The sequence below is a fragment of the Pseudomonas sp. GM30 genome (genome assembly GCF_000282275.2).
In the GTDB taxonomy this organism is placed as follows: Bacteria; Pseudomonadota; Gammaproteobacteria; order Pseudomonadales; family Pseudomonadaceae; genus Aquipseudomonas.
In genome coordinates this window covers 25,143-50,654 of the sequence record NZ_AKJP02000028.1, presented here as the reverse complement: position 1 = coordinate 50,654, position 25,512 = coordinate 25,143, and the positions used below count along the sequence as shown (strand labels likewise).

The 25,512-nt window shown below is 60.3% G+C and carries 19 protein-coding genes; 7 read left to right on the top strand and 12 right to left on the bottom strand.

The genetic code is table 11. From position 1 onward, the window contains the following. Nucleotides 1-150: 150 nt before the first annotated feature. From PMI25_RS19985 to PMI25_RS19955, 7 genes are all read right to left on the bottom strand, one after another. Nucleotides 151-1,575, bottom strand: a complete 1,425-nt coding sequence (locus PMI25_RS19985) for a gamma-aminobutyraldehyde dehydrogenase (protein WP_007967758.1) — start codon at nt 1,573-1,575, stop codon at nt 151-153. A gap of 165 nt (nt 1,576-1,740) precedes the next feature. After that, entirely contained in the window at nt 1,741-2,550 is an 810-nt protein-coding gene (locus PMI25_RS19980) for an ABC transporter permease (protein WP_007967757.1), read from the bottom strand. Beyond that, complete coding sequence (locus PMI25_RS19975) at nt 2,540-3,475, bottom strand: ABC transporter permease (RefSeq protein ID WP_045122139.1); 936 nt, start codon at nt 3,473-3,475, stop codon at nt 2,540-2,542. Before PMI25_RS19975 ends, PMI25_RS19980 begins: the two co-directional genes overlap by 11 nt. Before the next feature lies 1 nt (nt 3,476). Further along, nucleotides 3,477-4,514 (bottom strand): ABC transporter ATP-binding protein, encoded by a 1,038-nt coding sequence (locus tag PMI25_RS19970; protein WP_007967755.1) that lies wholly within the window; start codon nt 4,512-4,514, stop codon nt 3,477-3,479. Nucleotides 4,515-4,738: 224 nt separating this feature from the next. Beyond that, nucleotides 4,739-5,890, bottom strand: coding sequence for a putative ABC transporter substrate-binding protein YdcS (gene ydcS / locus PMI25_RS19965; RefSeq protein WP_007967754.1), 1,152 nt, complete (start codon nt 5,888-5,890; stop codon nt 4,739-4,741). An 85-nt stretch (nt 5,891-5,975) separates the two neighbouring features. Then, on the bottom strand, nt 5,976-7,433 hold the full coding sequence (locus tag PMI25_RS19960; RefSeq protein ID WP_045122138.1) for a gamma-aminobutyraldehyde dehydrogenase: 1,458 nt from the start codon (nt 7,431-7,433) through the stop codon (nt 5,976-5,978). 130 nt (nt 7,434-7,563) lie between these two features. Beyond that, a complete protein-coding gene (locus PMI25_RS19955; RefSeq protein WP_007967749.1) occupies nt 7,564-8,478 on the bottom strand; it encodes a LysR family transcriptional regulator in 915 nt (304 codons plus the stop codon). Nucleotides 8,479-8,654: 176 nt separating this feature from the next. On the opposite strand from PMI25_RS19955, the gene PMI25_RS19950 reads away from it, so the two are divergent. Then, nucleotides 8,655-9,377 (top strand): tellurite resistance TerB family protein, encoded by a 723-nt coding sequence (locus tag PMI25_RS19950; protein ID WP_007967747.1) that lies wholly within the window; start codon nt 8,655-8,657, stop codon nt 9,375-9,377. A gap of 39 nt (nt 9,378-9,416) precedes the next feature. Here the strand turns inward: PMI25_RS19950 and PMI25_RS19945 are convergent, their stop codons facing one another. From PMI25_RS19945 to PMI25_RS19925, 5 genes are all read right to left on the bottom strand, one after another. After that, on the bottom strand, nt 9,417-10,607 hold the full coding sequence (locus PMI25_RS19945; RefSeq protein WP_238547092.1) for a DUF6708 domain-containing protein: 1,191 nt from the start codon (nt 10,605-10,607) through the stop codon (nt 9,417-9,419). Next, nucleotides 10,600-14,016, bottom strand: coding sequence for a toxin VasX (locus tag PMI25_RS19940; protein ID WP_150113653.1), 3,417 nt, complete (start codon nt 14,014-14,016; stop codon nt 10,600-10,602). Before PMI25_RS19940 ends, PMI25_RS19945 begins: the two co-directional genes overlap by 8 nt. Continuing rightward, nucleotides 14,013-14,885, bottom strand: coding sequence for a DUF4123 domain-containing protein (locus PMI25_RS19935; protein WP_007967741.1), 873 nt, complete (start codon nt 14,883-14,885; stop codon nt 14,013-14,015). The genes PMI25_RS19940 and PMI25_RS19935 overlap by 4 nt, the downstream gene beginning before the upstream one ends. Beyond that, nucleotides 14,886-16,934: a type VI secretion system Vgr family protein gene (tssI, locus tag PMI25_RS19930; RefSeq protein ID WP_024164481.1), complete on the bottom strand. Its 2,049-nt coding sequence runs from the start codon at nt 16,932-16,934 to the stop codon at nt 14,886-14,888. Nucleotides 16,935-17,065: 131 nt separating this feature from the next. Further along, nucleotides 17,066-17,581: an Hcp family type VI secretion system effector gene (locus PMI25_RS19925; RefSeq protein WP_003226246.1), complete on the bottom strand. Its 516-nt coding sequence runs from the start codon at nt 17,579-17,581 to the stop codon at nt 17,066-17,068. Nucleotides 17,582-18,106: 525 nt separating this feature from the next. Between PMI25_RS19925 and PMI25_RS19920 the strand changes: the two genes are divergently transcribed. Genes PMI25_RS19920 through PMI25_RS19895 form a run of 6 tightly spaced genes read left to right on the top strand, consistent with a single transcriptional unit; the run spans nt 18,107 to nt 25,505 of the window. Beyond that, nucleotides 18,107-19,729: a methyl-accepting chemotaxis protein gene (locus PMI25_RS19920; RefSeq protein ID WP_007964198.1), complete on the top strand. Its 1,623-nt coding sequence runs from the start codon at nt 18,107-18,109 to the stop codon at nt 19,727-19,729. After that, nucleotides 19,729-20,247, top strand: coding sequence for a chemotaxis protein CheW (locus tag PMI25_RS19915; RefSeq protein WP_007964199.1), 519 nt, complete (start codon nt 19,729-19,731; stop codon nt 20,245-20,247). Before PMI25_RS19920 ends, PMI25_RS19915 begins: the two co-directional genes overlap by 1 nt. Beyond that, nucleotides 20,244-21,521: a CheR family methyltransferase gene (locus tag PMI25_RS19910; RefSeq protein ID WP_007964200.1), complete on the top strand. Its 1,278-nt coding sequence runs from the start codon at nt 20,244-20,246 to the stop codon at nt 21,519-21,521. The genes PMI25_RS19915 and PMI25_RS19910 overlap by 4 nt, the downstream gene beginning before the upstream one ends. Then, nucleotides 21,518-22,213 (top strand): chemotaxis protein CheW, encoded by a 696-nt coding sequence (locus PMI25_RS19905; protein ID WP_007964201.1) that lies wholly within the window; start codon nt 21,518-21,520, stop codon nt 22,211-22,213. Before PMI25_RS19910 ends, PMI25_RS19905 begins: the two co-directional genes overlap by 4 nt. Further along, on the top strand, nt 22,210-24,498 hold the full coding sequence (locus PMI25_RS19900) for a hybrid sensor histidine kinase/response regulator (RefSeq protein WP_007964203.1): 2,289 nt from the start codon (nt 22,210-22,212) through the stop codon (nt 24,496-24,498). The genes PMI25_RS19905 and PMI25_RS19900 overlap by 4 nt, the downstream gene beginning before the upstream one ends. Further along, complete coding sequence (locus tag PMI25_RS19895; RefSeq protein ID WP_007964205.1) at nt 24,495-25,505, top strand: chemotaxis response regulator protein-glutamate methylesterase; 1,011 nt, start codon at nt 24,495-24,497, stop codon at nt 25,503-25,505. Before PMI25_RS19900 ends, PMI25_RS19895 begins: the two co-directional genes overlap by 4 nt. Nucleotides 25,506-25,512: the final 7 nt, after the last annotated feature.

The following is a 25,512-nucleotide window of genomic DNA, read 5'->3' as shown; positions in this document are numbered from 1 at the left end:
CGCCGCCCGGGTCGGTGGTTATTGTTTTGGGATCCTGGTGGTGCGTAATGCCGGTTTCCTTCCTGAAACCGAGGTGACGCCATCGCTGGCGAGCCAGCTCCCACAAGAGCTGCACTGAACCTTGTTGGAGCTGGCTTGCCAGCGATGCTTTTAGTGCTTGAACATCACATGCCGAACCGTGGTGTAGTCCTCCAGCCCGTACATGGACATGTCCTTGCCGTAGCCGGACAATTTCTGACCGCCATGCGGCATTTCGCTGACGAGCATGAAGTGCGTGTTGACCCAGGTGCAGCCGTACTGCAAACGTGCGGACATCCGATGTGCGCGGCCTACATCCGCCGTCCAAACCGAGGAGGCGAGGCCGTAGTCGGAATCGTTGGCCCACTCCAGCGCCTGCGCTTCATCGGTGAACTTGGTCACGGACACCACCGGCCCGAACACTTCGCGACGGACGATCTCGTCATCCTGTTGCGCGTCGGCCAGTACCGTCGGTTCGAAGAAGAACCCATTGCCGTCTACAGCCTTGCCGCCAGTGATCAAGCGAATGTGCGACTGCGCCACGGCACGCTCGACGAACGCGGCCACGCGGTCGCGATGTTGCGCGGTGATCAGCGGCCCCAACTCGGTCGACGGATCATCCTGCAAGCCATACTTGATGCTGCTGACCGCCGCGCCAAGCTTCTCGACAAACTTGTCGTAAATGCCCTGCTGCGCGTAGATCCGGCACGCGGCGGTGCAGTCCTGCCCGGCGTTGTAGAAACCGAAGGTGCGTATGCCTTCCACCGCTGCATCGATGTCGGCGTCGTCGAAGATGATCACCGGTGCCTTGCCGCCCAGTTCCATGTGCATGCGTTTGACGCTGTCGGCGGTGCTGGCAATGATGTTGGCGCCCGTGGCGATGGAGCCAGTCAGCGAGACCATGCGCACTTTCGGATGAGTTACCAACGGGCTGCCGACGGTAGGACCGCGACCGAACACCAGATTGAGTACGCCGGCCGGGAAGATGTCCGACGCCAGTTCGGCCAGACGCAATGCGGTCAGCGGGGTTTGCTCCGACGGTTTGAGCACCACGGTATTACCGGCGGCAAGGGCCGGGGCGATTTTCCAGGCGACCATCATCAGCGGGTAGTTCCATGGCGCGATGGACGCGATCACGCCCACCGGGTCGCGGCGGATCATCGAGGTATGGCCGGGCAGGTATTCGCCACCGGCCGAACCGCTCATGCAACGGCTGGCGCCAGCGAAGAAGCGGAACACGTCGGCAATCGCCGGGATCTCGTCGTTGAGTGCGGCGCTGTAGGGTTTGCCGCAGTTGGCGGATTCGAGTTTCGCCAGTTCCTCGCCGTGGGCTTCGATGGCGTCGGCGAGTTTGAGCAGCAGCAGCGAGCGATCTTTTGGTGGGGTTTGCGACCACTCGGCGAACGCATTGTCGGCGGCGCGCACGGCGGCATCGACCTGGGCCTCGCTGGCTTCGTTGATTTCCACCAGCACGCTGCCGAGCGCCGGGTTGAGCACCGGTTGGGCTGGGCCTTCGCCGTTGACCAGATGGCCGTTGATCAAGAGTCTGGTTTGCATGTCTGTTGTCCTCACTAACACTTTTATTGTTCTGGCCGAATTGAGAAACCTGTGGGAGCGAGCTTGCTCGCGAAGGCGGTGTGTCAGCCGACATCAATGTTGGATGTCATGGCCCCTTCGCGAGCAAGCTCGCTCCCACAGGGGATCTAGGTGTCCGATAGATGTCTATTTCCCGCCACTGCCCGCGACACTCTCGCCACCCCGGGTCAGGTAATACGCCCCCAGGATCGGCAACATGGTCACCATCATCACCAGCATCGCAACGACATTGGTCACCGGCACATCCCGTGGGCGGCTCAGTTGATTGAGCAGCCACAACGGCAACGTGCGCTCATGTCCGGCGGTGAACGTGGTGACGATGATTTCGTCGAACGACAGCGCAAAGGCGAGCATGCCGCCGGCCAGCAACGCCGAGCCGAGGTTCGGCAGGATGATGTAGCGAAAGGTTTGCCAGCCATCCGCGCCGAGGTCCATCGAGGCTTCGATCAGGCTGTGCGAGGTGCGGCGCAGCCGGGCGATGACGTTGTTGTAGACGATCACCACGCAGAAGGTCGCGTGACCAACGATGATGGTGAACATCCCCGGCTCGATCCCCAGCGTCTTGAACGTCGCCAACAGTGCGATCCCGGTGATGATCCCCGGCAGCGCGATCGGCAAAATCAGCATCAGCGAAATGCCCTGCTTGCCGAAGAAGTCCCGGCGATACAACGCGGCGGAAGCCAAGGTGCCGAGCACCATCGCAATCAACGTGGCGATGGCCGCGATCTGCAGCGAGAGCTTGATTGCCTCCAGCACGTCCGGCCGCGAAAACGCCACGCTGAACCAGTGCAGGGTGAAGCCCTTCGGCGGAAAGCTGAACGCCGCTTCCTCGGTGTTGAAGGCGTAAAGAAAGATGATCAGGATCGGGAAGTGCAGAAACACCAACCCGCCCCAGGCTGCAATGCGCAAACCCAATGAAGCCTTTTCAGAGTGCATCGAAGGCCCCCAGACGTTTGACGATGGACAGGTAAACCGCGATCAGCACAATCGGCACCAACGTGAACGCCGCCGCCATCGGCATGTTGCCGATCGCACCTTGCTGGGCGTAGACCATGCTGCCAACGAAGTAGCCCGGCGGGCCGACCAGTTGCGGCACGATGAAGTCGCCCAGGGTCAGCGAAAACGTGAAGATTGAACCGGCAGCAATCCCTGGGATCGACAACGGCAAAATCACCTGCATGAAGGTCTGGCGCGGCTTGGCGCCAAGGTCGGCAGAAGCCTGCAACAGCGACGGCGGCAGACGCTCCAGCGAGGCCTGAATCGGCAGGATCATGAACGGTAGCCAGATGTAGACGAACACCATGAACCGCCCCAGATGCGAGGTCGACAGGGTGCTGCCGCCCACCCCGGGAATGCCGAGGATGAACTGCAACACCGGCTCCAGCCCCAGGTGCTGCACGAACCACTGCGCGACACCGCCCTTGGCCAACAGCAACGTCCAGGCGTAGGCCTTGACGATGTAACTGGCCCACATCGGCAGCATCACCGCGATGTAAAAAAACGCCTTGGTCTTGCCCGTGGTATAGCGCGCCATGTAGTAGGCAATCGGGAACGCGACGATGGCGCTGGCGATCGACACGACGATGGCCATGCTCAGCGTGCGCAGGATGATGTCGAAGTTCGACGGCTGGAACAGCGCGGCAAAATTCGCTAGCGTGAGGTCAGGGGTGACCGCCATGGTGAAGTCGTCAAAGGTGTAGAACCCCTGCCACAACAGCACCAGCAACGAGCCGAGGTAGATCGCGCCGAACCACAGCAACGGCGGCACCAGTAGCAGCGACAGATACAGATTCGGCTTGCGGTAGAGCAGGTTGGAGAACCGGCGCAGGGGCGGCGATTGAGTCATCGCGAGCGTGCTCATTTCACACCCCGCTCGCCACGGTGTCGTGCAGCGGGATCATCGCTTCCCGCGCCCAGCGTGCGCTCAGGCGCTGGCCGGTCTGGTGCTGCGCGCTGCTGTCAATCCACTGATTGTTGGCGTGGCTGATGCTCAGAGTCTGGCCGTTTTCCAGGGTCAGTTCATAGCGTGTGGCGCTGCCCTGATACTGGATGTCGTGGAGCAGACCACTGACTTCGATTTCGTGACTGGCGAGCGGCCCTTCGGCGAAACGCACGTGCTCGGGGCGGATCGAAAACGGCTGCGGATGGCCGCTGATTTGCCGGGCGAGATCGCCACGGATCACATTCGAAGTGCCGACGAATTCGGCGACAAACGTTGTGGTCGGTTTCATGTACAGGTTGCGTGGGCTGTCGACCTGTTCGATGCGGCCCTTGTTGAACACCGCCACGCGATCGGACATCGACAGCGCCTCGGTCTGGTCGTGAGTGACGAAGATGAAAGTGATGCCGAGCTGGCGTTGCAGCTTCTTCAGTTCACTCTGCATCTGCTCGCGCAGTTTCAGGTCGAGGGCGCCCAACGGTTCATCGAGCAACAGCACACGCGGGCGATTGACCAGAGCCCGGGCGAGGGCGACGCGCTGGCGTTGACCGCCGGACAACTGCACCGGTTTGCGTGCGCCATAACCACCGAGGGCGACCATGTCCAACGCCTCTTCGGCGCGCTTGTGGCGTTCGGTTTTGCTCACGCCCTTGACCTTCAAACCGTAGGCGACGTTGTCCAGCACGTTCATGTGCGGGAACAACGCGTAGTCCTGGAATACCGTGTTCACATCACGCTGATACGGCGGCAAACCGGCGGCTTCCGCGCCGTGAATACGGATCGAACCGGCGCTCGGTTGTTCGAACCCGGCGATCAGGCGCAGGCAGGTGGTCTTGCCCGAGCCGGAAGGGCCGAGCATGGAAAAGAACTCGCCGTCCTGGATATCGATGGAAACCCGGTCAACGGCCTTCACCTCGCCGAACTGCCGGGAAACGTTGGTGAACTGGACTGCAAGCGTCATGGTGCGGTGCTCCAAAAAGGCGTGGGCCGTCGCAGCGGTCCTCGCCTGGACTTCTGAAAAAACTGAATCCTGTTGCTTTTGTGGCGAGGGAGCTTGCTCCCGCTGGAGTGCGCAGCACTCCCAATTGGCCATGTGCGATTTGACTGGCAGACCGCATTGACAGGTCTTGGGGTGGCTTCGCCACCCAGCGGGAGCAAGCTCCCTCGCCACAGGTGAGCGGCTTGTCAGCGGCCGCCCATGATCGCGATGTAGTCCTGAGTCCAGCGGCTATAAGGCACGAACTTGCCGCCCTCGGCCTGCGGGGTTTTCCAGAAGGCGATCTTGTCGAATTGGTCGAAACCGTTGGTCTTGCAGCCTTCGGCGCCGAGCAGTTCGCTCTCCTTGCACGCCGCCGGCACGGCTGGCAGCGAACCGAACCACGCCGCCACGTCACCCTGGACTTTCGGCTGCAGCGACCAGTCCATCCATTTGTACGCGCAGTTCGGGTGCTTGGCCTCGGCGTGCAGCATGGTGGTGTCGGCCCAGCCGGTGGCGCCTTCTTTCGGGATGGTCGAAGCGATCGGCTGCTTCTCGTTGATCAGGCCGTTGACCTGATACGGCCAGGCGCTCGATGCCACCACACCTTCGTTCTTGAAGTCACTCATCTGTACCGTGGTGTCGTGCCAGTAGCGGTGGATCAATGGCTGCTGCGCGCGCAGCAGATCGAGCACAGCCTTGTACTGCGCTTCGGTGAGTTGATACGGATCCTTGATCCCCAGCTCAGGTTTGGCGGTCTTCAGGTACAGCGCCGCGTCGGCGATGTATATCGGGCCGTCATAGGCCTGCACGCGACCTTTGTTCGGTTTGCCGTCGGGGAAATTCTGCGCGTCGAACAGGACGTTCCAGCTGGTCGGCGGCGTCTTGAACACGTTGGTGTTGTACATCAGCACGTTCGGGCCCCACTGGTACGGGGTGCCGTAGGTCTGCTTGTTGACCACATACCACGGCGCATCTTTGAGGCGTGGGTCGAGGGTGTTCCAGTTCGGGATCAACGCGGTGTTGATCGGTTGCACACGCTTGCCGACGATCAACCGCAGCGAGGCATCACCGGACGCGGTCACCAGGTCGTAACCGCCCTTGGCCATCAGACTGACCATCTCGTCGGAGGTGGCGGCAGTCTTCACGTTGACCTTGCAGCCGGTTTCCTTCTCGAAACCGCTCACCCAGTCGTAGGCCTTGTCGCTCTCGCCACGTTCGATGTAACCCGGCCAGGCGACAATATCCAGCTGACCTTCGCCGGCGCCGACGGCTTTCAGCGGCTCGGCGGCTTGCAAACTGGCGCTGGCGAGCAGGGCCGTGGTGATTGCACTGAACAGTGCGGTCTTGTGCACGAACATGGTTGAACCCTCTTCTTCAAATTATGGTCGGGGCAGTTGTGAACGCGGTGAAGCCATGCCGTTTTGCGGCTTGTTATTAGCGTAGTCAGAGATGCTGGCCGTGGCGGGCCATGATGTGTCGCACCACGCTGTAGTCCTGCAGCGAATCGCTGGACAAGTCTTTGCCGTAACCCGAGCGTTTCAGCCCGCCGTGGGGCATTTCGCTGACCAGCATGAAATGGCTGTTGATCCAGGTGCAGCCGTACTGCAAGCGGGCGGCGACCTGCATCGCCTTGTCCAGGTTCTGCGTCCACACCGACGAGGCGAGGCCGTATTCGGAATCGTTGGCCCAGTCCACCGCTTGCGCGAGTTCGTCGAAGCGGGTCACGGTGACCACCGGGCCGAACACTTCGCGCTGGACAATTTCATCGCTCTGCTTGCAACCGGCCAGTAACGTCGGCTGGTAGAAGAACCCGGCGCCGGAATGCACTGCCGCGCCAGTCACGCGTTCGATGTGCGGCTGGCCGAGGGCGCGCTCGACGAAACTGGCGACGCGGTCGCGCTGGCGGGTGCTGATCAGCGGGCCGATCTCGTTGTCGGCGTCGCGTTTGCCGGCGAAGCGCAGGCTGCTGACCGCCGCGCCGAGTTCGGCGACCAGTTTGTCGTGAATCCCGGCCTGGGCGTAGATGCGGCACGCCGCGGTGCAGTCCTGCCCGGCGTTGTAGTAACCGTAGGTGCGCACGCCTTCAACCACCGCCTGAATGTCGGCATCGTTGCAGACGATCACCGGGGCCTTGCCGCCGAGCTCCAGATGCGTGCGCTTGAGGGTTTTTGCAGCGGCCTGGAGGATTTTCTGCCCGGTGACGATATCGCCGGTCAGCGAGACCATGCGCACCTTGGCGTGGCCGACCAGATGGCTGCCGACGCCTTCACCGCCACCGCAGATGATATTGATGACCCCGCGCGGCAGGATCTCGGCGAGCGCTGGCGCCAGTGCGAGGATCGACAGCGGTGTGTGTTCCGACGGCTTGAACACCAGCGTATTGCCGGCGGCGAGGGCCGGGGCGATTTTCCACGCGGCCATCATGATCGGGTAGTTCCACGGCGCAATCGATGCCACCACGCCAATCGGATCGCGACGCACCATGCTGGTGTAACCCGGCAGGTACTCGCCACTGAGCTGACCGGTCTGGCAGCGCACGGCACCAGCGAAGAAGCGGAATACGTCGACGGTCGCAGTCAAATCGTCCTGCCGCGCCAGATGCAGCGGCTTGCCACAGTTCAGCGCTTCGAGGCGGGCGAGGTGATCGGCGTGTTTTTCCACCGCACTGGCGATGTCCAGCAGCAGGTTCGAACGTTGCTGTGGCGTGGTGCGTGACCATTCGGCAAAGGCGCGGTGGGCGGCGAGGATCGCGGTTTCGACCTGCTCGGTGCTGGCCTCGGCGATGTGGGTGAGGATTTCACCGCTGGCCGGGTTGAGGATCGGCTCGACGAAACCTTGCCCGGCGACCAGTTCGCCATCGATCAGCAACGCGGTACACATCGGGGTCTGCACGCCAGCCATTTTCCGCGATCTCTTTTCTTGTGTGGTCATTGAGGCTCCCATGCCCGGGAGCCGACCGTCTTATAGATGCAGCAAGACTAGTGGGCGGCTCCGAGGTCGACAAATTCTAAATACTGAAGGTGGCATTCGATTAAATAGATGGCTTGCGTCCGCCGTGCGGTTGTTCGCGGGCCACGGTCAGAAATGGGTCAACCAGGGCAGGGCGCGCGGTCCCTCGGCGCCAGGCCAGTCCGACGTCGAGGGTCTGGTTGAGGTCGGCAATCGGCCGCGCTTCGATGATGTCGCCTTCGAGCGACCATGGGCGGTAAGTCATGTCGGGTTGAATCGAAACGCCTAGCCCTGCCGCCACCAGACTTCGCACCGCCTCGGTGGATGCGGTTCTTAGGGTGATCTTCGGTTGCAGCCCGGCGCCGCGCCACAGGCGCTGGGCGTTGCGATCCATTTCGTCGACGTTCAGTTGAATCAGCGGCTCGCGAGCGACGTCGGCGAGGTTGATGCTGTCGTGTTCCAGCAACGGATGCTGGGCCGGCAGCCACAGACGATGCGGCGAGTGGGTCAGCACTTCGGTCTGCAAGGCGTGGCGGTCTTCGAGGTTGGACAGGATCAGCACGCCGACATCGATCTCGCCGCTGACCAGCAAATGCTCGATATACGGCCGCTCGTCCTCCATCACGCGGATCTCGACGTTGGGATAGGCGCGCTGAAAACGGGTGAGCAGATCGGCGAGGTAATAACCGGCGACCAGGCTGGTCACGCCGACAATCAACTGCCCGGCGACTTGATCGGTGCTCTGTTGCAGGCTGCGCTTGGCGTTATCCACGGTAGCCAGAATCAGGTGCGCCTGACGCAGGAACTGATGGCCCTGATGAGTCAGGGTCATGCCCTTGGCATGACGGCTGAACAGGCTGACGCCGATTTCCTCTTCCAGTTGCTGAATGGCGAGGGTCAGGGTCGATTGGGAAATGAACGCGGTTTGCGCGGCGGCGGAGATAGAGCCGGTCTCGGCCACCGCGATGAAGTGGCGGATCTGACGCAGGGTCATCATGAGGAGGGTACCCGGTGGGCGGTTTTTATAGATTGGCTGGAGTGTATATCTATTTTCACGAAGGGATTCTGCAGACGGAGCAACATCTGGAAGCACACTTGCAGGCCGGGCCGGGGCACTTTCGAACTAGGCTGAGGGCCTGATAGATCCGGATACCCCTTTTTTGGAGGCGGAACATGAACACCCGTGGATTGCTCGATCAACTACTCAAGTCCGGCCAGGATCTGTTGCAGAACAAGGCCGGTGGCGCGCAGAACAAACCGGCGGCTGGCAGCCTTGGCGGTTTGCTTGGCGGGTCTTCAGGCTCCGGTGCGCTGGGCGGCCTGCTCTCGGGGGCTGGCGGTGGTGCTCTGGCGGCCGGGGCCATGGGCCTGCTGCTCGGCAGCAAAAAGGCGCGCAAGGTCGGCGGCAAAGTTGCGGTCTACGGTGGCCTCGCGGCTCTCGGTGTGCTGGCCTACAAAGCTTATGGCAACTGGAACGCACAAAAAGGCACAGCACCGCAAACCGAACCGCAAACCCTGGATCGACTGCCGCCCGCACAAGCCGAGCAGCACAGTCAGGCGATTCTAAAAGCCCTCGTTGCAGCGGCCAAGGCCGACGGCCATATCGATGATCGCGAACGTCAGTTGATCGAAGGTGAATTCACCCGACTCGACAACGATCAGGAACTGCAACACTGGCTGCACGCCGAACTCAACAAACCCCTCGACCCAGCCGATGTCGCCCGCGCCGCCGGCACCCCGGAAATGGCCGCGGAGATGTACATCGCCAGCGTGATGCTGGTGGATGAGGAAAGCTTTATGGAGAAGTCGTATCTGGATGAACTGGCGCGCCAGTTGAAGCTGGAGCCGGGGTTGAAGGTGGAGTTGGAGAAGCAGGTGCGGTTGGCGACAGTCTGATTTCCGTTGTTGGCTGCGGGCGCCGCTGGCTCGGATGCCTCAGTGCAATCCAGCGGCCTTGCACGCTTCGACAAACGTAGCGCCTTTATTGTCCATGGCAGTCTTGACCATTTGATTGGCTTTCACCAGTGCAGCACTGGGCTTGGCCCATTGCTCAGGTGGCAGCGGCTGAGACCATATTTGCACTTGTTCCGGGAGAGCCGGCCGGCCTTTGCGGTGCGCCCATTCGGCGAGCATGTAAGGCATTTTCCAGAAGCTCAGCACGCGCCACATGTACCAGCGACGCAGCGGCCAATAGGATTTTTTTGAGTAACCGTAGTGCTCTCGCTGCCCGGGTGTCAGATTGTCGCCGCCCTCGTCCAGCGAACCCATCGCGCGCGCGTCTTCGCGCTCGATGTCAAAGGTGTGCAGCCCTTCGTACGGTTTGAGCCGATCCCCGGTGGGAATCAAACCCAGTGCTTTTAGCATCGGGTTTGGCACATCGACCAATTGACCGTCTTCCATGTAATTACGAATCGACGTCCACATTCCCAAAGCGTGCGCATCGCTGGGTTGTGGCAGCAGGAGGAACTGCACTTTGTCCTGCTCTTCATCCTCCAGACCCATGCCGAACGTGTATTGCCGAGTGGCGCCGTAACTGGTGACGCCTTGGGTGTTAGAGACCCAGGCGACGACATTTTCCCAAGGTACGATCAGGATGCGGTGGGTTTTACTGTCGACGTAGCAGATTTCGCGGCGTTGACGATTGAAGCGGACGGGGTAGGTTTTTGCTGCTTTGAAGACGCCGGAGAACATTCCGTAAGCGTAAGCACCCAGTGGAATAAGCAGTAGGAGTGATCCTGTGGCAAACACCTGCAGAAAGCCTGCAACCGTGTCGAGAAAATCTCGATCAATACCGGGCGGCTGAAAGGTACAGAGCCAGATGGATATGAGTACAGGGACTATGAATGCGGTACTTATCATCATCCATATTCCAGCCGCAAAGATTTTTCCTTGCTCGACCATTCCCCAATTGCTACCCCCTAGCTCTAAAAAACTATCGTTCATTTCTGAGAAATTACGGCGAGATGACTGAGGCTGGCCTGTATAAACCGGTAATGGCGACAGAAACAAAGTCTCACTCAATGCCTTTACGCGTAGTTCCCCGGCGTGAGGTCGCTGGCTTCGGATCTCCGGCCTGGATTCGGCAATGGGGGATTTCTCTTTGCGTTTTAACAGATTTTTAAACATCGATAGTCGCCAAATCTTCTTTTGTGAAAAGCATGAATTGAGATCTGCTTGTTTTGACCGGGAACGTATCAATTGACTCTATCCTAAACACTCCATCAGTTGGAATACGCGTATAGGGTGCCCCAGTGATGTGCCAATCCTTTACTTCGAAGCAGGTTTCGTGAATGACGTCTCGTGCGGCTTCTAATTGATATGCAATGTTGAAAGCCAAGGAAAAATCCGGTACTTGCAATGAATCACTAATGGGCAAATGGAGCGTTAATGCTTCCGTTCCCTTGCTAGCGATTACGAATCGCGTAGCCCAGGCTGCACTACAATTTTTCCAGCTAAAAAGAAACGGCCCGGGGCCAATGCTTCTGTGTGTGGTATCGCGATATCTCTCGTATGCTTGAAGTCGCAATTTTCGACTGTCCATTTCCTCTGTGCTGATCCCTGGCATTATCAGCTTCAGATAGGTTTTTTTGTCTTTGCGGATCATTTCGCATGTTGGTTTTTGTACCACTTTTGCCAGTTCATTCCACTCATCCTGAAAGCTGCGATTCTTGCTCTCATTCCCCCATACACTACTTTTCATCCATTTTTGCAGATCGTCTAAATTGAAGTAGTTGTAAAGACCTTCTCCAACCAGCTGCAGGGCTGTAGCGATCAAGCCTATCAGGTTGGCGCGAGCTGCGATGGCTAAAAGGCGAGGGCTGGCCTCTGCCCATGCAAGAGCTCGCAACTCGGTCGGTGCCTTCATAATGTTTGTGGCGATGGTCCCCGTATGCTTGGCCGCCCAAGTATTTGTACCAACCAGTATTCCATCACCTGCGATTTGCATCGTCGTTGCGCCCAAACTCTTATAGTCTCCTTGTGCCAGAGCTTTACCCCACTGAACAGAATGTTTGCCAAGATCAATTGCTGCAGCCGCCATTCCAAATCCGAACGCCCCCAATCCCGCGATACCGCTCCAGCGGCCTAAACGGCTCATGGTGGTCAATTTTCCTGCGGCACTCTCCATCTGCTCGATATGCGCTTGGAAGATGGTGACGGATAATCCTTGGACTGACGCGAAACCCGCAGACGACATCCCTATGAATGATTCAAAGACCGTAAATTTCTCAGATGCGGTAGTGGTTGTCTTTGTTGCAATAGAACTCATCGCCTCAATAAACTTCTGCCCCTGAATCACAAACAACGCAAACGCAATCCCATCCCCCTTCGACTTCATGGCTCCCACGAGCGGCTTGTTAAAAGTCCCCGTCGCGCGGAAGTCTCGGGCCGTCCTGCCCATCTCGGCACGCAACTGCGGGTCCAGTCCGTCGATCACCGTACCGATTTTCGCCGGACCGTCGGCGCCTACCGTCAAGGCGTCGCTGAGCCTTACTTCCAATGGCAGTAGCGAGTTTTTGATTTGGGTAATTTGTTGGTTGTAGTCCACTAGTCTGTTCGGGTTGCCCGAGCCGCTGGATTGCAGGGCCAATTCGCGATTACGCAGCTTGTAGGTTTCCTTTAAATGACTGCGTAGGTTCAATGCCTGATCGCGAGCAAGGTTGAAAGCGTTAATTTCAGCAGCGGTGGCCCCTCGCAACGTCAGTCCCTGGCGGGAGAATTCGCGCAACAACTGCAATCGCGCCGGCGCGCCGATCTTGCGGATGTAGCTGTTGGGGTCGATAGTCTGCGCGCGCGCGAAGGCGTCGTGAGCCTTGCCCAGTTGGTCGGCAATTCTCATCTGTCGAGCCGGGTTGTAGGCTTCGTCCAGCATGCTTTGCATGCCCTTGAACTGAGTGCTCAATTTGGCGTAGTTGGGCAGGCGCTCGGTCATCAGGCTGTGGAACTGGTTGGTCAGCACGTTGACGTTGGCCAGGTTCTCCTTGGTGGAGATCACATTGATCGAGAAACTGCTCAAGTCGGCAAGTTTTTTGGCTACGTCGACTTGTGCGGCCAGGGTCAGGGTGTCTAGCCCAGGTACGGCAATCAGTAGATTGGATTCCATATAGGCCGCAAGTTTTGCGACTGCGGCAGGATCTGCACACATGGCAGCAACACAGACGAATTCGGTTTCCAGACGATGCTTGATTTGCGCATCAAGTTTGAAATCGTAGTACCAAGCGGCTCCGTGAAAGTAGCCACTGGTAAACATCGTCAGGCGATCGTCACGGATATTTTGCAGCCGTCCGTGCCAGTGACTCAGCAGCATTTGCTGTTTGACGAGAAACGACTCCATCTCTGCTCGGTTAACCAGATCATCGACACCGCGTTGACCCAGATCCTTGCCATGCAATGCGTACCAGCTTTGCAGACTCAGTTTGTTCAAAGTGCTTTGGTGTTTACGGTAGAGCGGGTCGCCCAAAGAGTCCGTCATGTCCATGTAGGCTCGAGCATAAGGATCCGTCTCTGCCATTTTCCGCCAATGTGCCTCGTCCCCGTAGATCCCAGGGTCAAAAGTATCCCGGCGAACCTTTAGATACTCATATATTTTCGCCTGTTGTTCTTCGTTGGTTTCATCTTTCAACGCCTTGACATCAGGGTCTGTTTTGCTCAAAGCGTCGAGCCGTGGCCCGTTGACGTCATAGAGTGACTGGATGTAAGAACCAGTAAGGTATTGAGCCTGAGACCTGTCATCGGCACTCCATTGCTCAATCCAGTCAGCCACTTTCAACTGCGCACTGGCCAGATCACGCATCACGCCAATGTCGTCACGCAGCACCAGAAACAGGTAATCATCCTTATAAGGGCCTTGTACGTTACTGATCAGACTCTCAATGGTGGTTTGCTTGAAGAGCGGCTGATCCTCCCAATGATAAGCCACGCCTTCCATCGGATTTGAACCGTCTGGTTTGGCATCGGATCTAGACTGATCTTCCTTGACCTCCGCCAGCCAACTCTCCGCCTGCCGCTTGCTCAACAAATGCTCTCCACCCTTTTCCGGGCAGGCGCTTGCCAGTTCGAGCTGTTGCATCAAGCGCTTGCGCTCATCCCTGGAAATGAGCACTTGCGAGCATTTGAAGGCCGTCCACTGAATCTCGGAGTAGCTGGCGTACAAGGTGTGTTGGCGCGTGAACACCAGGTGCGGCTCACCGACCGAACTGGTTCGGGTGTCGCCCGACACTTCCTGACTGTTCCACAGCAGTTTGGTGATCTGGCCGTTCTCGATGCGGTATTCGTGCAGGTAACCGGTGGTGCCATTGACGATGTAAAGATAGCCATCGCGCAGCAAGCGAATGCCCAGCGGCTGGCTTTTGGTTTTGTACGGCATCGACAGCTCGGAAGCCGGATCAAGGTGTTGAACCAGACCGTAGCGCAGAGGCAGCAGTTGCACTTTCTTGTTCATCAGCGGGCATACGCCCAGCGGTACACGAGTGTCCTTGGACGGCTTGGCCATCGCTGCAGTATTGGCACTGGGTTTTGGTGTTTGATGAGCAGTCACGATAGGCTTCCTTGTCGATCGGCGGCACGGTATTCGGCCAGTTCGGCAGCGCGCTCCACGCGTTTGAGTGGTACTTCAGGCGTTGATTCCATTAGTAGCTGAACGATATCGGGATGATCAGTGACTGGCTCACCGGCGAGGTAACCAAAGACATTCGCGTAGAGCGTGATTTCCTGTTCGGAAGTGAAGCCCTTTTGATAGGCGTCATCTGCGAGCGCTTGAGCGTACGGGCGTCGATCCTCTGGTGCAAACGTCGCCATGAAGTCCGCAAAGTGAGTATGAAGGTGCTCATTCAGACCTGAGACGAAGTTACGAAACTCGACTTCACCCAACGCGGTGAGTTCCTGATCCGTCAAGCGATAGGTGTCGGGTTCGGTAGAGGCGGGTTCAGGGCGGGTGTGTTGCTTCCAGTTGATTTCAACACCGTCCGGCAGGCAGACATGGCTTATCGGGCCAAACCAGCGCGCGCTGCTGTTTTTTTCAGCCAGGCCAAATAGCTGGTGCATCACCGCGGGGTCGGCAATGCGTGGCATGACTTCGATACCGCTCGAGTGTTCCACGCTGAGTAGATTGCGCCAATGTCTCCATAGATCATGAGCATCAGCGTCGCTGAAAAGCAGGTAACCCCATTCCTCAGATGCATGCTCTTTGAAGTAAGCCAAGAGCGGGTCGCTGGCACCCTTCAGAGCGATCAAATAGGGCGAAATATCTGCCAGATCCTGCCAGCGAGTGGACTGGTACAGGCTGTAGGCCTGGTTGTCCCACTGAAACAATTGCTGCGCAAGGTTGGGAACACTGACGCCATCCAGCAGCAGAAAGGCTGGAATTTTCCATGGCAGATCATTCGGGAGCGGCGGTAGCTCGATCATTTACTGTGCCTCCTTTTGCGCGGCCAGTCTGGCGGCTTCGCATACTGCACAAATCGGCTTCTTCTGCAGCAACGCCTGCCGCTGCGCAGGCACCAACACCTGCCCCGCTGTATCCGCATCCGCCTGCTTCAACGGCCCCGGCAACAGCGGCGCAGTTGGGGTGCCGCTGCCGGGGCTGCCGCCGGAGTTGATGTTGATCGTCGGGCCGCTCATGGTCACGCCGCCGGCGTCGATCTTGATGAAGCTGCCGCCGCCGACCAGCGTCAGCTCGGCGCCGGCTTCGAGCACGACTTTCATGCCGCTGCTCAGGTGGATTTCCTGGCCGGCGTCGATGAACTGGCCGGTGCCGATCTTGATGTGCTGGTTCACGCCCACGGTCAGGTGGTCGTTGGCGCGGGCTTCGACTTTGCGGTCTTCGTAGACGGTGTGGTGTTCTTCGGCCTTGAATTCGGTGTAGCTGTTCTGCTCGACGGTGTCGTGGCGTTCGTTACCGACGCGGATCTTCTGGTCATGCTCGATGTTTTCGTCCCAGTCGCGCTGGGCATGCAGGTAGATCTGCTCCTGACCTTTTTTGTCTTCGATGCGCAGTTCGTTGTAACCGCCGCCGCCCATCGAGCTCAGGGTCTTGAACGTGCTGCGGGTCTTGTTTGCCGGCAGCTCATACGGGACGGTGTTTTCCTTGTGGTACAGGCAGCCGCTGATCAGTGGTTGATCGGGGTCGCCTTCAAGGAAGGTGACCAGCACTTCCATGCCGATGCGCGGGATGGCGATGCCGCCGTACTGGGCGCCGGCCCAGGCGCTGGAGACGCGCAGCCAGCAACTGGTCTTGTCGTCGGCCTGGCCTTCGCGGTCCCAGTGGAACTGGACTTTGACCCGGCCGTACTGGTCGCAGTGAATCTCTTCACCTTTGGGGCCGGTGACCACGGCGCTCTGGCTGCCGAGGATGCGCGGTTTCGGGTGGCGCAGCGGTGGACGGTTGGGCACGTCCCATGGCGTGGCCTGAAAGCGGTTGCGATAGCCCTGATGGAAATCGTCTTTCAGGGCAGTGGTGTCGCTGGTCACCGATTCTTCCAGCACTTGCGGCTGTTTGCCTTCGTGCAGGACTTCGGTGAGCAGCCACAGGTCGTTCCACTTGGCCTTTGGGTGTTCGGTCAATGCGAGGAAATGGCCGCTGACCAGCAGCGGCTGATCGCTCTTGCCTTCGGCGAGCTGGAAGTCGCTGCGGTGGCGTTCGAGGGCGCGTTTGGCCAGGTGTTTGCCGCGCTCGCGGTCGATGAAACGGCCTGGGTAGTCGTAGTCTTCGAGGTCGGGCAGGGCGTCGCCGCGGTTTTCGCTTTCCAGGGTCAGGCGTGGTTTTTCGAAATCGTAATCGCGGCGGGTGGTGCGACTGGTGCGGGTTTCCAGACGCAGGTCGAAACGCTTGATCACCGGGTTGCTGGCGACCATGCCGGAGTCTTGCTGGTAGGCCACAGGCTGGAGTTTCGGGAACACCGTCTGGTCATCGCCGAACACCAGCTTGTGCGCCGTGGCGTTGTGCTGGAAGTGGTAGTGAATACCTTCTTCCTCGCACAGGCGCTGGATGAAATGCAGGTCCGATTCATCGTATTGCACGCAGTAGATGCGCTCGGGATAGATCGAACCGGTCTTGAATTCGTAGGCGTTGCTCTGGATGCCGTGCTCTTCGAGAACCATGCCGATGATTTTCGGCACCGTGAGATTCTGGAAGATGCGTTGGTTGACGCGGTGCGCCAGGTACGACAGTTGCGGGCGCAGGGTCACCGAATAACGCGTCAGGCGCTTGCCGGAATCGCTTTGCGCGGCGCGGTAGATCTGGCCATGAATGCCGCTGCCATCGGGCGACAGCTGCAGGAAGGCCGGTTTGTGCAGCAGGGTTTCGAGGTCCAGCGACGGTTGCTCACTGACCAGCTCCACCTCAAACACAAAAGGCTGGCTGATGGCTTCCCGGCCGCTCAAGGTGAATACCTGAAAATCGGCGGAGAGCCCTTCGATGGTCAGGGCAAAGTGGGTTTCATTGGCCGGCGCGAACATCCCTTGTTCCTCGTGCTGTACAGCGGCGTTCGTCGACAACCGCAAGGCGGTTCAACGCACGCGAAATTCTGGAGGGGCGTAAACAACATCGACCAGCAGGGCTGGTCGATGCTTGTAACGATCAGCCGTAATTAAACGACTGGAGCACGCCAGTCATCGGAACCCGAAGTACCGGATACTTCGTGGGTCCAGGTGATTTTGCGATAGGTGAACTGCACTTCTTCCAGGTGGGTGAAGTGCGAGTTGCCTGGATCCTGGCAGTTGTGCATTTTGTTGTTGATGGCGACGATGATCGCGTCTTCCAGTTTGGTGGTGTAGTAGTGCTCTTGAGTACCTTGAGCAGAAGTACGGTACCACTGGATAACGATTTCGCTCATGCGCTCGCCGGAGGTCAGAGCAGCTTGCAGCAGAGGCGAAGCCTTGTCGTAGACCTTGGTGATGATCACTGGCTTGTGCACGCGCTGACCGGTTGGCTGACCGGATTGTGGGTCACGCGGGATGATCACGTCGTGGCTGAAAGCCTGAACCATGACCTGGTCTTCGTGGCCTTCCTGGTAGGTGTTGCCAACGGAGTCGGCGGTGAAGGCGCCGGCAGTGATCAGGCCTTGTTTTTCGCCGGTAACCGACATGTACGCTGGTGTTGCCATGGGGTGCTCTCCTTGCGGATAAATTTAGGGTGCCCGGGGCGAAATCGCTCGGTGGGTGCCTGACTGTTATCAAGGAGCGTGCCAGGTTTGCCAAAGTCTCCGTGATACGGGGGTTAAACTGCTCTAAAGCTCATGTTTCAAGATGTTTCATGCCAAAATAAGGCTAAAAGTGCGCAACTTCTTGCGCAGTGGTGTGCAAGAAGTTGCGCACTCGGCTACAGGCTCCGGCACACGGGCTCTGTAGCAATTCGAGTAGCGAAAAAACGCGATCAAGTGCGCAAGAAGTTGCGCATAAAGGCGCATTGCCATTACTTGGCGAGATGTCGAGGGCCGCAAATGACCGAACCAGCGCCCCTTTTTGCCGTTCCATCACTGGCACGCCAGCCCCAGATTGTCGGACAGTCCCACCCCAGAGCCTTCCCGCGAACCAAGTCGGGCCGGCCCGAGGGTTAAAAAGCGTCTTATAAATGAAACACCGCCCTCGGCTATACTCCCCGCATTTCGACTTAGGCACGAGGAATCACTGTGAAGAACTGGACGTTGCGCCAACGCATTTTGGCGAGCTTTGCGGTGATTATCGCGATCATGTTGCTGATGGTCGTTGTCTCGTATTCACGCTTGCTCAAGATCGAGGCCAGTGAAAGCAGCGTGCGTGACGACGCGGTTCCCGGCGTCTATTACAGCTCGATGATCCGCGGGGCGTGGGTTGACAGCTATCTGCAGACCCAGGAACTGCTCGGCCTCAAGGAAGGGCAGGGCATCAGCAGCGAAGACGCGGCGGACTACAAGGCGTTCGAGACGCGCCTGCAAGAGCAGATGGCCAACTACCGCAACACCGTCACCACCGACGAAGACCGGGTCGAGTTCGCCGCGTTCGAGAAGGATCACGACACCTACATGCAGATCCAGGATCAGGTACTCGATCTGCACAAGCGCAATCTCGAAGCCGAGGCGGTCAAGCTGTTCACCGAGAAGCTGACCCCGGCCTGGTACACCGGCCGCATGAAACTCAACGACATCATCGGCGAGAACAAACGGGTCGCTGATCAGGCCATGGCCAACATCGACGAAGCGGTGGCGGCGGCCAAGGTCAGCATGTTCGTCTCGCTGCTGGTGGCCGTGCTGGCGGCCGGTGCCTGCGGTCTGCTGCTGATGCGCGCGATCATGGCGCCGATGAACCGCATCGTGAAGATCCTCGAAATCATGCGTACCGGCGACCTGAGCAGCCGTCTCAATCTGGACCGTAAGGACGAGTTCGGCGCGGTGGAAACCGGCTTCAATGACATGATGACCGAGCTGACTTCGCTGGTGTCCCAGGCCCAGCGCTCCTCGGTGCAGGTGACCACTTCGGTGACCGAGATTGCGGCCACCTCCAAACAACAACAGGCTACTGCTACCGAAACTGCGGCCACCACCACCGAAATCGGCGCGACTTCACGGGAAATCGCCGCCACCTCGCGGGATCTGGTGCGCACCATGACCGAAGTGTCCACCGCCGCCGATCAGGCCTCGGTGCTTGCCGGTTCCGGCCAGCAAGGCCTGGCGCGCATGGAAGACACCATGCACTCGGTAATGGGCGCGGCCGATCTGGTCAATGCCAAACTGGCGATCCTCAACGAGAAGGCCGGCAACATCAATCAGGTGGTGGTGACCATCGTCAAGGTCGCCGACCAGACCAACCTGCTGTCGCTCAACGCCGCCATCGAGGCCGAGAAGGCCGGCGAATACGGTCGCGGTTTTGCCGTGGTCGCCACCGAAGTGCGGCGTCTGGCGGATCAGACCGCCGTCGCCACTTACGACATCGAACAGATGGTCCGCGAGATCCAGTCGGCGGTGTCTGCCGGCGTGATGGGCATGGACAAGTTCTCCGAAGAAGTGCGCCGTGGCATGGCCGAGGTGCAACAGGTCGGCGAACAGCTGTCGCAGATCATCCATCAGGTGCAGGCGCTGGCGCCGCGGGTGTTGATGGTCAACGAAGGCATGCAGGCTCAGGCCACCGGTGCCGAACAGATCAACCATGCGCTGGTGCAGTTGGGCGATGCCAGCAGTCAGACCGTCGAGTCGCTGCGTCAGGCCAGTTTCGCCATTGACGAACTGAGCCAGGTGGCCGTCGGGCTGCGCAGCGGCGTTTCGCGATTCAAAGTCTGATGAGCGAAATCACCGCCAAACGCAGCGCTGCGCCCGTGGCGAAGCAGGCGTTGTTCCTGCTGTTTCGCATCGGCAGCGAGCGTTACGCCTTGCGCGCCACCGAGGTGGCGGAAGTGCTGCCGCGCCTGCCATTGAAGCCGATTGCCCAGGCGCCGAAGTGGGTCGCCGGGGTGTTCGCCTATCGCGGCACGGTGGTGCCGGTGATCGATCTCAGTGCGCTGACCTTCGGCCATCCCGCCGAGGCGCGCACCAGTACGCGGCTGGTGCTGGTGCATTACCGTCCGGATGAACGGCAGCCGTCGCGCTGGCTCGGGCTGATCCTTGAGCAGGCGACCGACACCCTGCGCTGCAATCCCGAGGATTTTCAGCCTTACGGTCTGGACAATCGTCAGGCGCCGTACCTCGGCCCGGTGCGCGAAGATGCCCACGGGCTGGTGCAATGGGTCCGGGTCAACGACCTGCTGGATGACGCGGTGCGCAGCCTGCTGTTCCCGGCGCCACTCGAGGCGCAGCCATGAGCAGCGACCAGCGTTTTTTCGATTTCCTCAAGGAACGCATCGGCCTGGATGTCACTTCGGTGGGGCCGGCGATCATCGAGCGCGCGGTGCGCCAACGCACCACGCTCTCGCAGGCGGCGCACAGCGATGAATACTGGCAACTGCTGCAAGGTTCGCGGGACGAACAGCAGGCGTTGATCGAAGCGGTGATCGTCCCCGAGACCTGGTTTTTCCGTTATCCGGAATCCTTCGCCACCCTCGGCAAACTGGCGCGCAAGCGGCTGGACGAATTGAACAACATGCGTGCGCTGCGCATCCTCAGCCTGCCGTGCTCGACCGGCGAGGAACCCTATTCGATTGCCATGGCCTTGCTCGATGCCGGGCTCAAGCCGCATCAGTTCAAGGTCGATGGCATGGACGTCAGTCCGCTGTCGGTGGACAAGGCGCGACGGGCGCTGTACGGCAAGAATTCGTTTCGGGGGCAGGATCTGGATTTTCGCGAACGTCATTTCACGGCCGAGCAGGACGGCCATCGGGTCAGCGAAGCGGTGCGTGAGCAGGTGCGCCTGCAGGCCGGCAATGTGCTGGATCCGACGCTGCTGGCGGGTGAGCCGCCGTTCGATTTCGTGTTTTGCCGCAACCTGCTGATCTATTTCGACCAGCCGACGCAGAAGCAAGTCTTCGAAGTGCTCAAGCGTCTGACGCACGTTGATGGCGTGTTGTTCATCGGCCCGGCCGAGGGCAGTCTGCTCGGGCGCCTGGGCATGCGCTCGATCGGCATCCCGCAGTCGTTTGCCTTCAGTCGACACGCTGAACCCATGCCCGAACCTGTGGCATTGCCGACCCCAACCCCTTTGCCGGTGCGCCAACCGTTGCGCAGTCCGCCGCCGCTGCCACCGCCGGTGCGTCCACGTCCGTTTGCCAGCGTTGCTCCGTTGCCTGTCAGCAGCAAAAGCGCCAACCCGGACGCGACTGCCTTGCTCGCCAACATCGCTGCGCTGGCCAACGAAGGCAAAAGCGCCGAGGCCCGCGCGGCGTGCGAGCAGTATCTGCGCAGTCACGAGCCAGTGGCGCAGGTGTTCTACTGGCTCGGTCTGCTCAGCGACGTGGCCGGCGCCGCGCTCGAAGCCCAGGGTCATTACCGCAAGGCCTTGTACCTTGAGCCGCAGCATCCCGAAGCGCTGATGCACCTGGCCGCCTTGCTGCAGGCCCAGGGTGACAGCGCCGGTGCCAGACGATTGCAGGAACGCGCCGCCCGCAGCGGCCGCACCGCCGACAGTGAGCGTAAACGATGATCCCGTCCGACACCTTGAACGTCACCCACGAAGACGCCCGGGCCATCGATGATTGCTGGAACCGTATCGGTATTCATGGCGACAAGTCGTGCCCGTTGCTGGCCGAGCACATTCATTGCCGCAACTGCGCGGTGTATTCCGCCGCCGCCACGCGCCTGCTGGACCGTTATGCATTGCAGCAGGACGAACGCGATCCGGTCGCCGTGGCGGTCGAAACCGATGTGAAAACCCGTTCGCTGCTGATGTTCCGCCTCGGCGAAGAATGGCTGGGACTGGCGACTCGCAGTCTGGTGGAAGTGGCGCCGCTGCAGGCGATCCACTCGCTGCCGCACCAGCGCTCGCGGGCCTTGCTCGGCGTGGCGAACGTGCGCGGGGCGCTGGTGGCGTGCCTGTCGCTGGTCGAACTGCTTGATCTGGACGGCAATGCCGCACCGGCCACCGGCGCGCGGATCATGCCGCGCATGCTGATCATCGCCGCCCACGGTGGACCGGTGGTGGTGCCGGTGGACGAGGTCGACGGCATCCATGCCATCGATGAAAAAATTCTCGACGCCGCGTCACGTGCCGGCGGTGAACACAACAGCACGGCCAGCGCCAAATACACCCGTGGCGTTTTGCAATTCCGCGGGCGCAGCCTGCGTTGGCTGGATGAAGAACAGCTGCTGTCCGCCGTGACCCGGAGCCTCACATGACCCCCGAGCAAATGCGCGACGCCTCGCTGCTGGAGCTGTTCAGCCTTGAAGCCGAAGCCCAGACCCAGGTGCTCAGCAGCGGGCTGCTGGCGCTGGAGCGTAACCCGACTCAGGCCGACTATCTGGAATCGTGCATGCGTGCGGCCCACTCGCTCAAGGGCGCGGCACGGATCGTCGGGATCGACAGCGGTGTCAGCGTCGCCCACGTGATGGAAGATTGCCTGGTCAGCGCCCAGGAAGGGCGGCTGTTGCTGCGTCCCGAGCACATCGATGCGTTGTTGCAGGGCACCGATCTGTTGATGCGCATCGCCACACCGGCCAATGCTCCGCAAGCGCCGGACATCGAAGCGTATGTGGCGTTGATGGGGCGCCTGCTTGACCCTTCGGCAGCGCCCGCAGTCGCGCCGCCGCCGATGGCCGAATTGCAGATGCAGGCGCCGCCGCCTGCGCCGATTGAAACCCCGGCGCCATCGATCGAAACACCGTTGGAAACCTCCGACCCGGCCCCGCGCAAGAACAAGCGCACCACCGAGGGTGGCGAGCGCGTGTTGCGGGTCACCGCCGAACGCCTGAACAGCCTGCTCGACCTGTCGAGTAAATCGCTGGTCGAAACCCAGCGCCTCAAACCGCATCTGGCAACCATGCAGCGCCTCAAACGCATGCAGAACAATGGTCTGCGGGCGCTGGAAAGCCTCAATGTGCATCTCAAGGAACATGCGCTGAGCCTCGAAGCCCAGGAAGCCCTTGAAGACGCGCGGCGCCTGCTGGCCGAATCCCAGCAATTGCTCGCGGAAAAGAACGCCGAGCTCGACGAGTTCGCCTGGCAAGCCAGCCAGCGCGCGCAAGTGCTCTACGACACCGCGCTGGCCTGCCGCATGCGTCCGTTCGCCGATGTGCTCACCGGTCAGGTACGCATGGTTCGGGACCTGGGGCGCAGCCTCGGCAAACAGGTGCGGCTGGAGATCGAAGGCGAGAAGACCCAGGTCGATCGCGACGTACTGGAAAAACTCGAAGCGCCGCTGACCCATCTGCTGCGCAACGCGGTCGACCACGGCATCGAAACCCCGGAACAACGTCTGCTCAAGGGCAAGACAGAAGAGGGCCTGATCCGCCTGCGTGCTTCGCATCAGGCCGGTTTGCTGGTGCTGGAATTGAGCGATGACGGCAATGGCGTCGATCTGGAAAAGGTCCGCCGCAGCATTGTCGAGCGTCAGCTGTCGCCCGCCGAGACGGCGGCGCAGTTGAGCGAAGAAGAGTTGCTGACGTTCCTCTTTCTGCCGGGTTTCAGCCTGCGCGACACGGTCACCGAAGTGTCCGGGCGTGGCGTCGGTCTTGATGCGGTGCAGCATATGGTGCGACAACTGCGCGGCGCGGTGGTGCTGGAGCAGACGGCGGGCGAGGGCAGCCGCTTTCATCTGGAAGTACCGCTGACCCTGTCGGTGGTGCGCAGTCTGGTGGTGGAAGTCGGCGAGGAGGCTTATGCGTTTCCGCTGGCGCATATCGAGCGCATGTGTGATCTGGAGCCACAGGACATTGTGCAGATCGAGGGCCGTCAGCATTTCTGGCATGAAGGTCGACACGTCGGGCTGGTCGCGGCCAGTCAGTTGCTGAATCGTCCGGCCAGTCAGAGCAGCGGCGAAACCCTCAAAGTCGTAGTGATTCGCGAGCGTGATTCGGTCTACGGGGTGGCGGTCGAGCGGTTTGTCGGCGAGCGCACGCTGGTGGTGCTGCCGCTGGATGAGCGGCTGGGCAAGGTGCAGGACATTTCCGCCGGAGCCTTGCTCGACGACGGTTCGGTAGTGCTGATCGTCGATGTCGAAGACATGCTGCGCTCGGTGGACAAACTGCTCAACACCGGGCGTCTGGAGCGTATTGCCCGCCATGGCAATCAGGCCGCCGAAGTGGTGCGCAAACGGATTTTGGTGGTCGACGACTCGCTGACCGTGCGCGAGTTGCAACGCAAGTTGCTGCTCAATCGCGGCTACGACGTGGCGGTCGCGGTGGACGGTATGGACGGCTGGAACGCCTTGCGTTCGGAGGACTTCGATTTGCTCATCACCGACATCGACATGCCGCGCATGGACGGCATCGAACTGGTCACCCTGTTGCGCCGCGACAACCGCCTGCAATCGCTGCCGGTGATGGTGGTCTCGTACAAGGATCGTGAAGAGGACCGGCGTCGTGGACTGGACGCTGGCGCCGACTATTATTTAGCCAAGGCCAGTTTTCATGACGACGCCCTGCTTGATGCAGTGGTTGAGCTCATTGGAGGAGCGCGGGCATGAAAATCGCAATCGTCAACGACATGCCCCTGGCGGTGGAGGCTTTGCGCCGTGCGCTGGCCTTCGAGCCGGCGCATCAGGTGGTCTGGGTCGCCAACAACGGCGCCGAGGCGGTGCGTCTGTGCGCCGAAAACACGCCGGATCTGATCCTGATGGACCTGATCATGCCGGTGATGGATGGCGTCGAAGCGACCCGGCGGATCATGGCCGAAACCCCGTGCGCGATCGTCATCGTCACGGTCGACCGCCAGCAGAACGTGCACCGGGTCTTCGAAGCCATGGGCCACGGCGCGCTGGATGTGGTCGATACCCCGGCCATTGGTGCGGGGAACGCCCAGGAAGCGGCGGCGCCGTTGCTGCGCAAGATCCTCAACATCGGCTGGCTGATCGGCGAGAAAACCCCGCGCTCGCGTCCGGTGCCGACGCCCCACCGCAGTTCGGCATCGTGCAAGCGGCTGGTGGCGATCGGCTCGTCTGCCGGCGGACCGGCAGCGCTGGAAGTCCTGCTCAAGGGCCTGCCACGCCATTTCTCGGCGGCCATCGTGCTGGTGCAGCATGTGGATCAGGTGTTCGCCGCAGGCATGGCCGAATGGCTGGCCAGCGCCAGCGGCCTCGATGTACGCCTGGCCCGCGAAGGCGAGCCACCGCAGGCCGGCGCGGTGCTGCTGGCCGGCACCAACCACCATATTCGTTTATTGAAAAACGGCACGCTGGCCTACACCGCCGAGCCGGTCAACGAGATCTACCGACCCTCGATCGACGTGTTTTTCGAAAGTGTCGCCAGCTATTGGAATGGCGATGCCATCGGGGTTTTATTGACCGGGATGGGACGCGACGGGGCGCAAGGGCTTAAGCTCATGCGCCAGCAGGGTTATCTGACCATCGCGCAGGATCAGCAAAGCAGTGCGGTGTACGGCATGCCCAAGGCCGCAGCGGCGATCGATGCGGCCGTCGAAATCCGTCCACTGGAAAAGATAGCGCCACGGTTGCTGGAGGTTTTCCCCAAATGAACAGGCT

Excerpts from the sequence above, each read along its gene's own strand:
- PMI25_RS19980 (WP_007967757.1), bottom strand. The coding sequence starts at position 2,550 with ATGCACTCTGAAAAGGCTTCATTGGGTTTGCGCATTGCAGCCTGGGGC.
- PMI25_RS19975 (WP_045122139.1), bottom strand. The coding sequence starts at position 3,475 with ATGAGCACGCTCGCGATGACTCAATCGCCGCCCCTGCGCCGGTTCTCC.
- PMI25_RS19935 (WP_007967741.1), bottom strand. The coding sequence starts at position 14,885 with ATGATCGAGCTACCGCCGCTCCCGAATGATCTGCCATGGAAAATTCCA.
- tssI (WP_024164481.1), bottom strand. The coding sequence starts at position 16,934 with ATGTTCGCGCCGGCCAATGAAACCCACTTTGCCCTGACCATCGAAGGG.
- ydcS (WP_007967754.1), bottom strand. The coding sequence starts at position 5,890 with ATGTTCGTGCACAAGACCGCACTGTTCAGTGCAATCACCACGGCCCTG.
- PMI25_RS19955 (WP_007967749.1), bottom strand. The coding sequence starts at position 8,478 with ATGATGACCCTGCGTCAGATCCGCCACTTCATCGCGGTGGCCGAGACC.
- PMI25_RS19915 (WP_007964199.1), top strand. The coding sequence starts at position 19,729 with ATGAGCGAAATCACCGCCAAACGCAGCGCTGCGCCCGTGGCGAAGCAG.
- PMI25_RS19960 (WP_045122138.1), bottom strand. The coding sequence starts at position 7,433 with ATGGCTGGCGTGCAGACCCCGATGTGTACCGCGTTGCTGATCGATGGC.
- PMI25_RS19985 (WP_007967758.1), bottom strand. The coding sequence starts at position 1,575 with ATGCAAACCAGACTCTTGATCAACGGCCATCTGGTCAACGGCGAAGGC.
- PMI25_RS19910 (WP_007964200.1), top strand. The coding sequence starts at position 20,244 with ATGAGCAGCGACCAGCGTTTTTTCGATTTCCTCAAGGAACGCATCGGC.
- PMI25_RS19895 (WP_007964205.1), top strand. The coding sequence starts at position 24,495 with ATGAAAATCGCAATCGTCAACGACATGCCCCTGGCGGTGGAGGCTTTG.
- PMI25_RS19905 (WP_007964201.1), top strand. The coding sequence starts at position 21,518 with ATGATCCCGTCCGACACCTTGAACGTCACCCACGAAGACGCCCGGGCC.
- PMI25_RS19970 (WP_007967755.1), bottom strand. The coding sequence starts at position 4,514 with ATGACGCTTGCAGTCCAGTTCACCAACGTTTCCCGGCAGTTCGGCGAG.
- PMI25_RS19900 (WP_007964203.1), top strand. The coding sequence starts at position 22,210 with ATGACCCCCGAGCAAATGCGCGACGCCTCGCTGCTGGAGCTGTTCAGC.
- PMI25_RS19925 (WP_003226246.1), bottom strand. The coding sequence starts at position 17,581 with ATGGCAACACCAGCGTACATGTCGGTTACCGGCGAAAAACAAGGCCTG.
- PMI25_RS19950 (WP_007967747.1), top strand. The coding sequence starts at position 8,655 with ATGAACACCCGTGGATTGCTCGATCAACTACTCAAGTCCGGCCAGGAT.
- PMI25_RS19945 (WP_238547092.1), bottom strand. The coding sequence starts at position 10,607 with ATGTTTAAAAATCTGTTAAAACGCAAAGAGAAATCCCCCATTGCCGAA.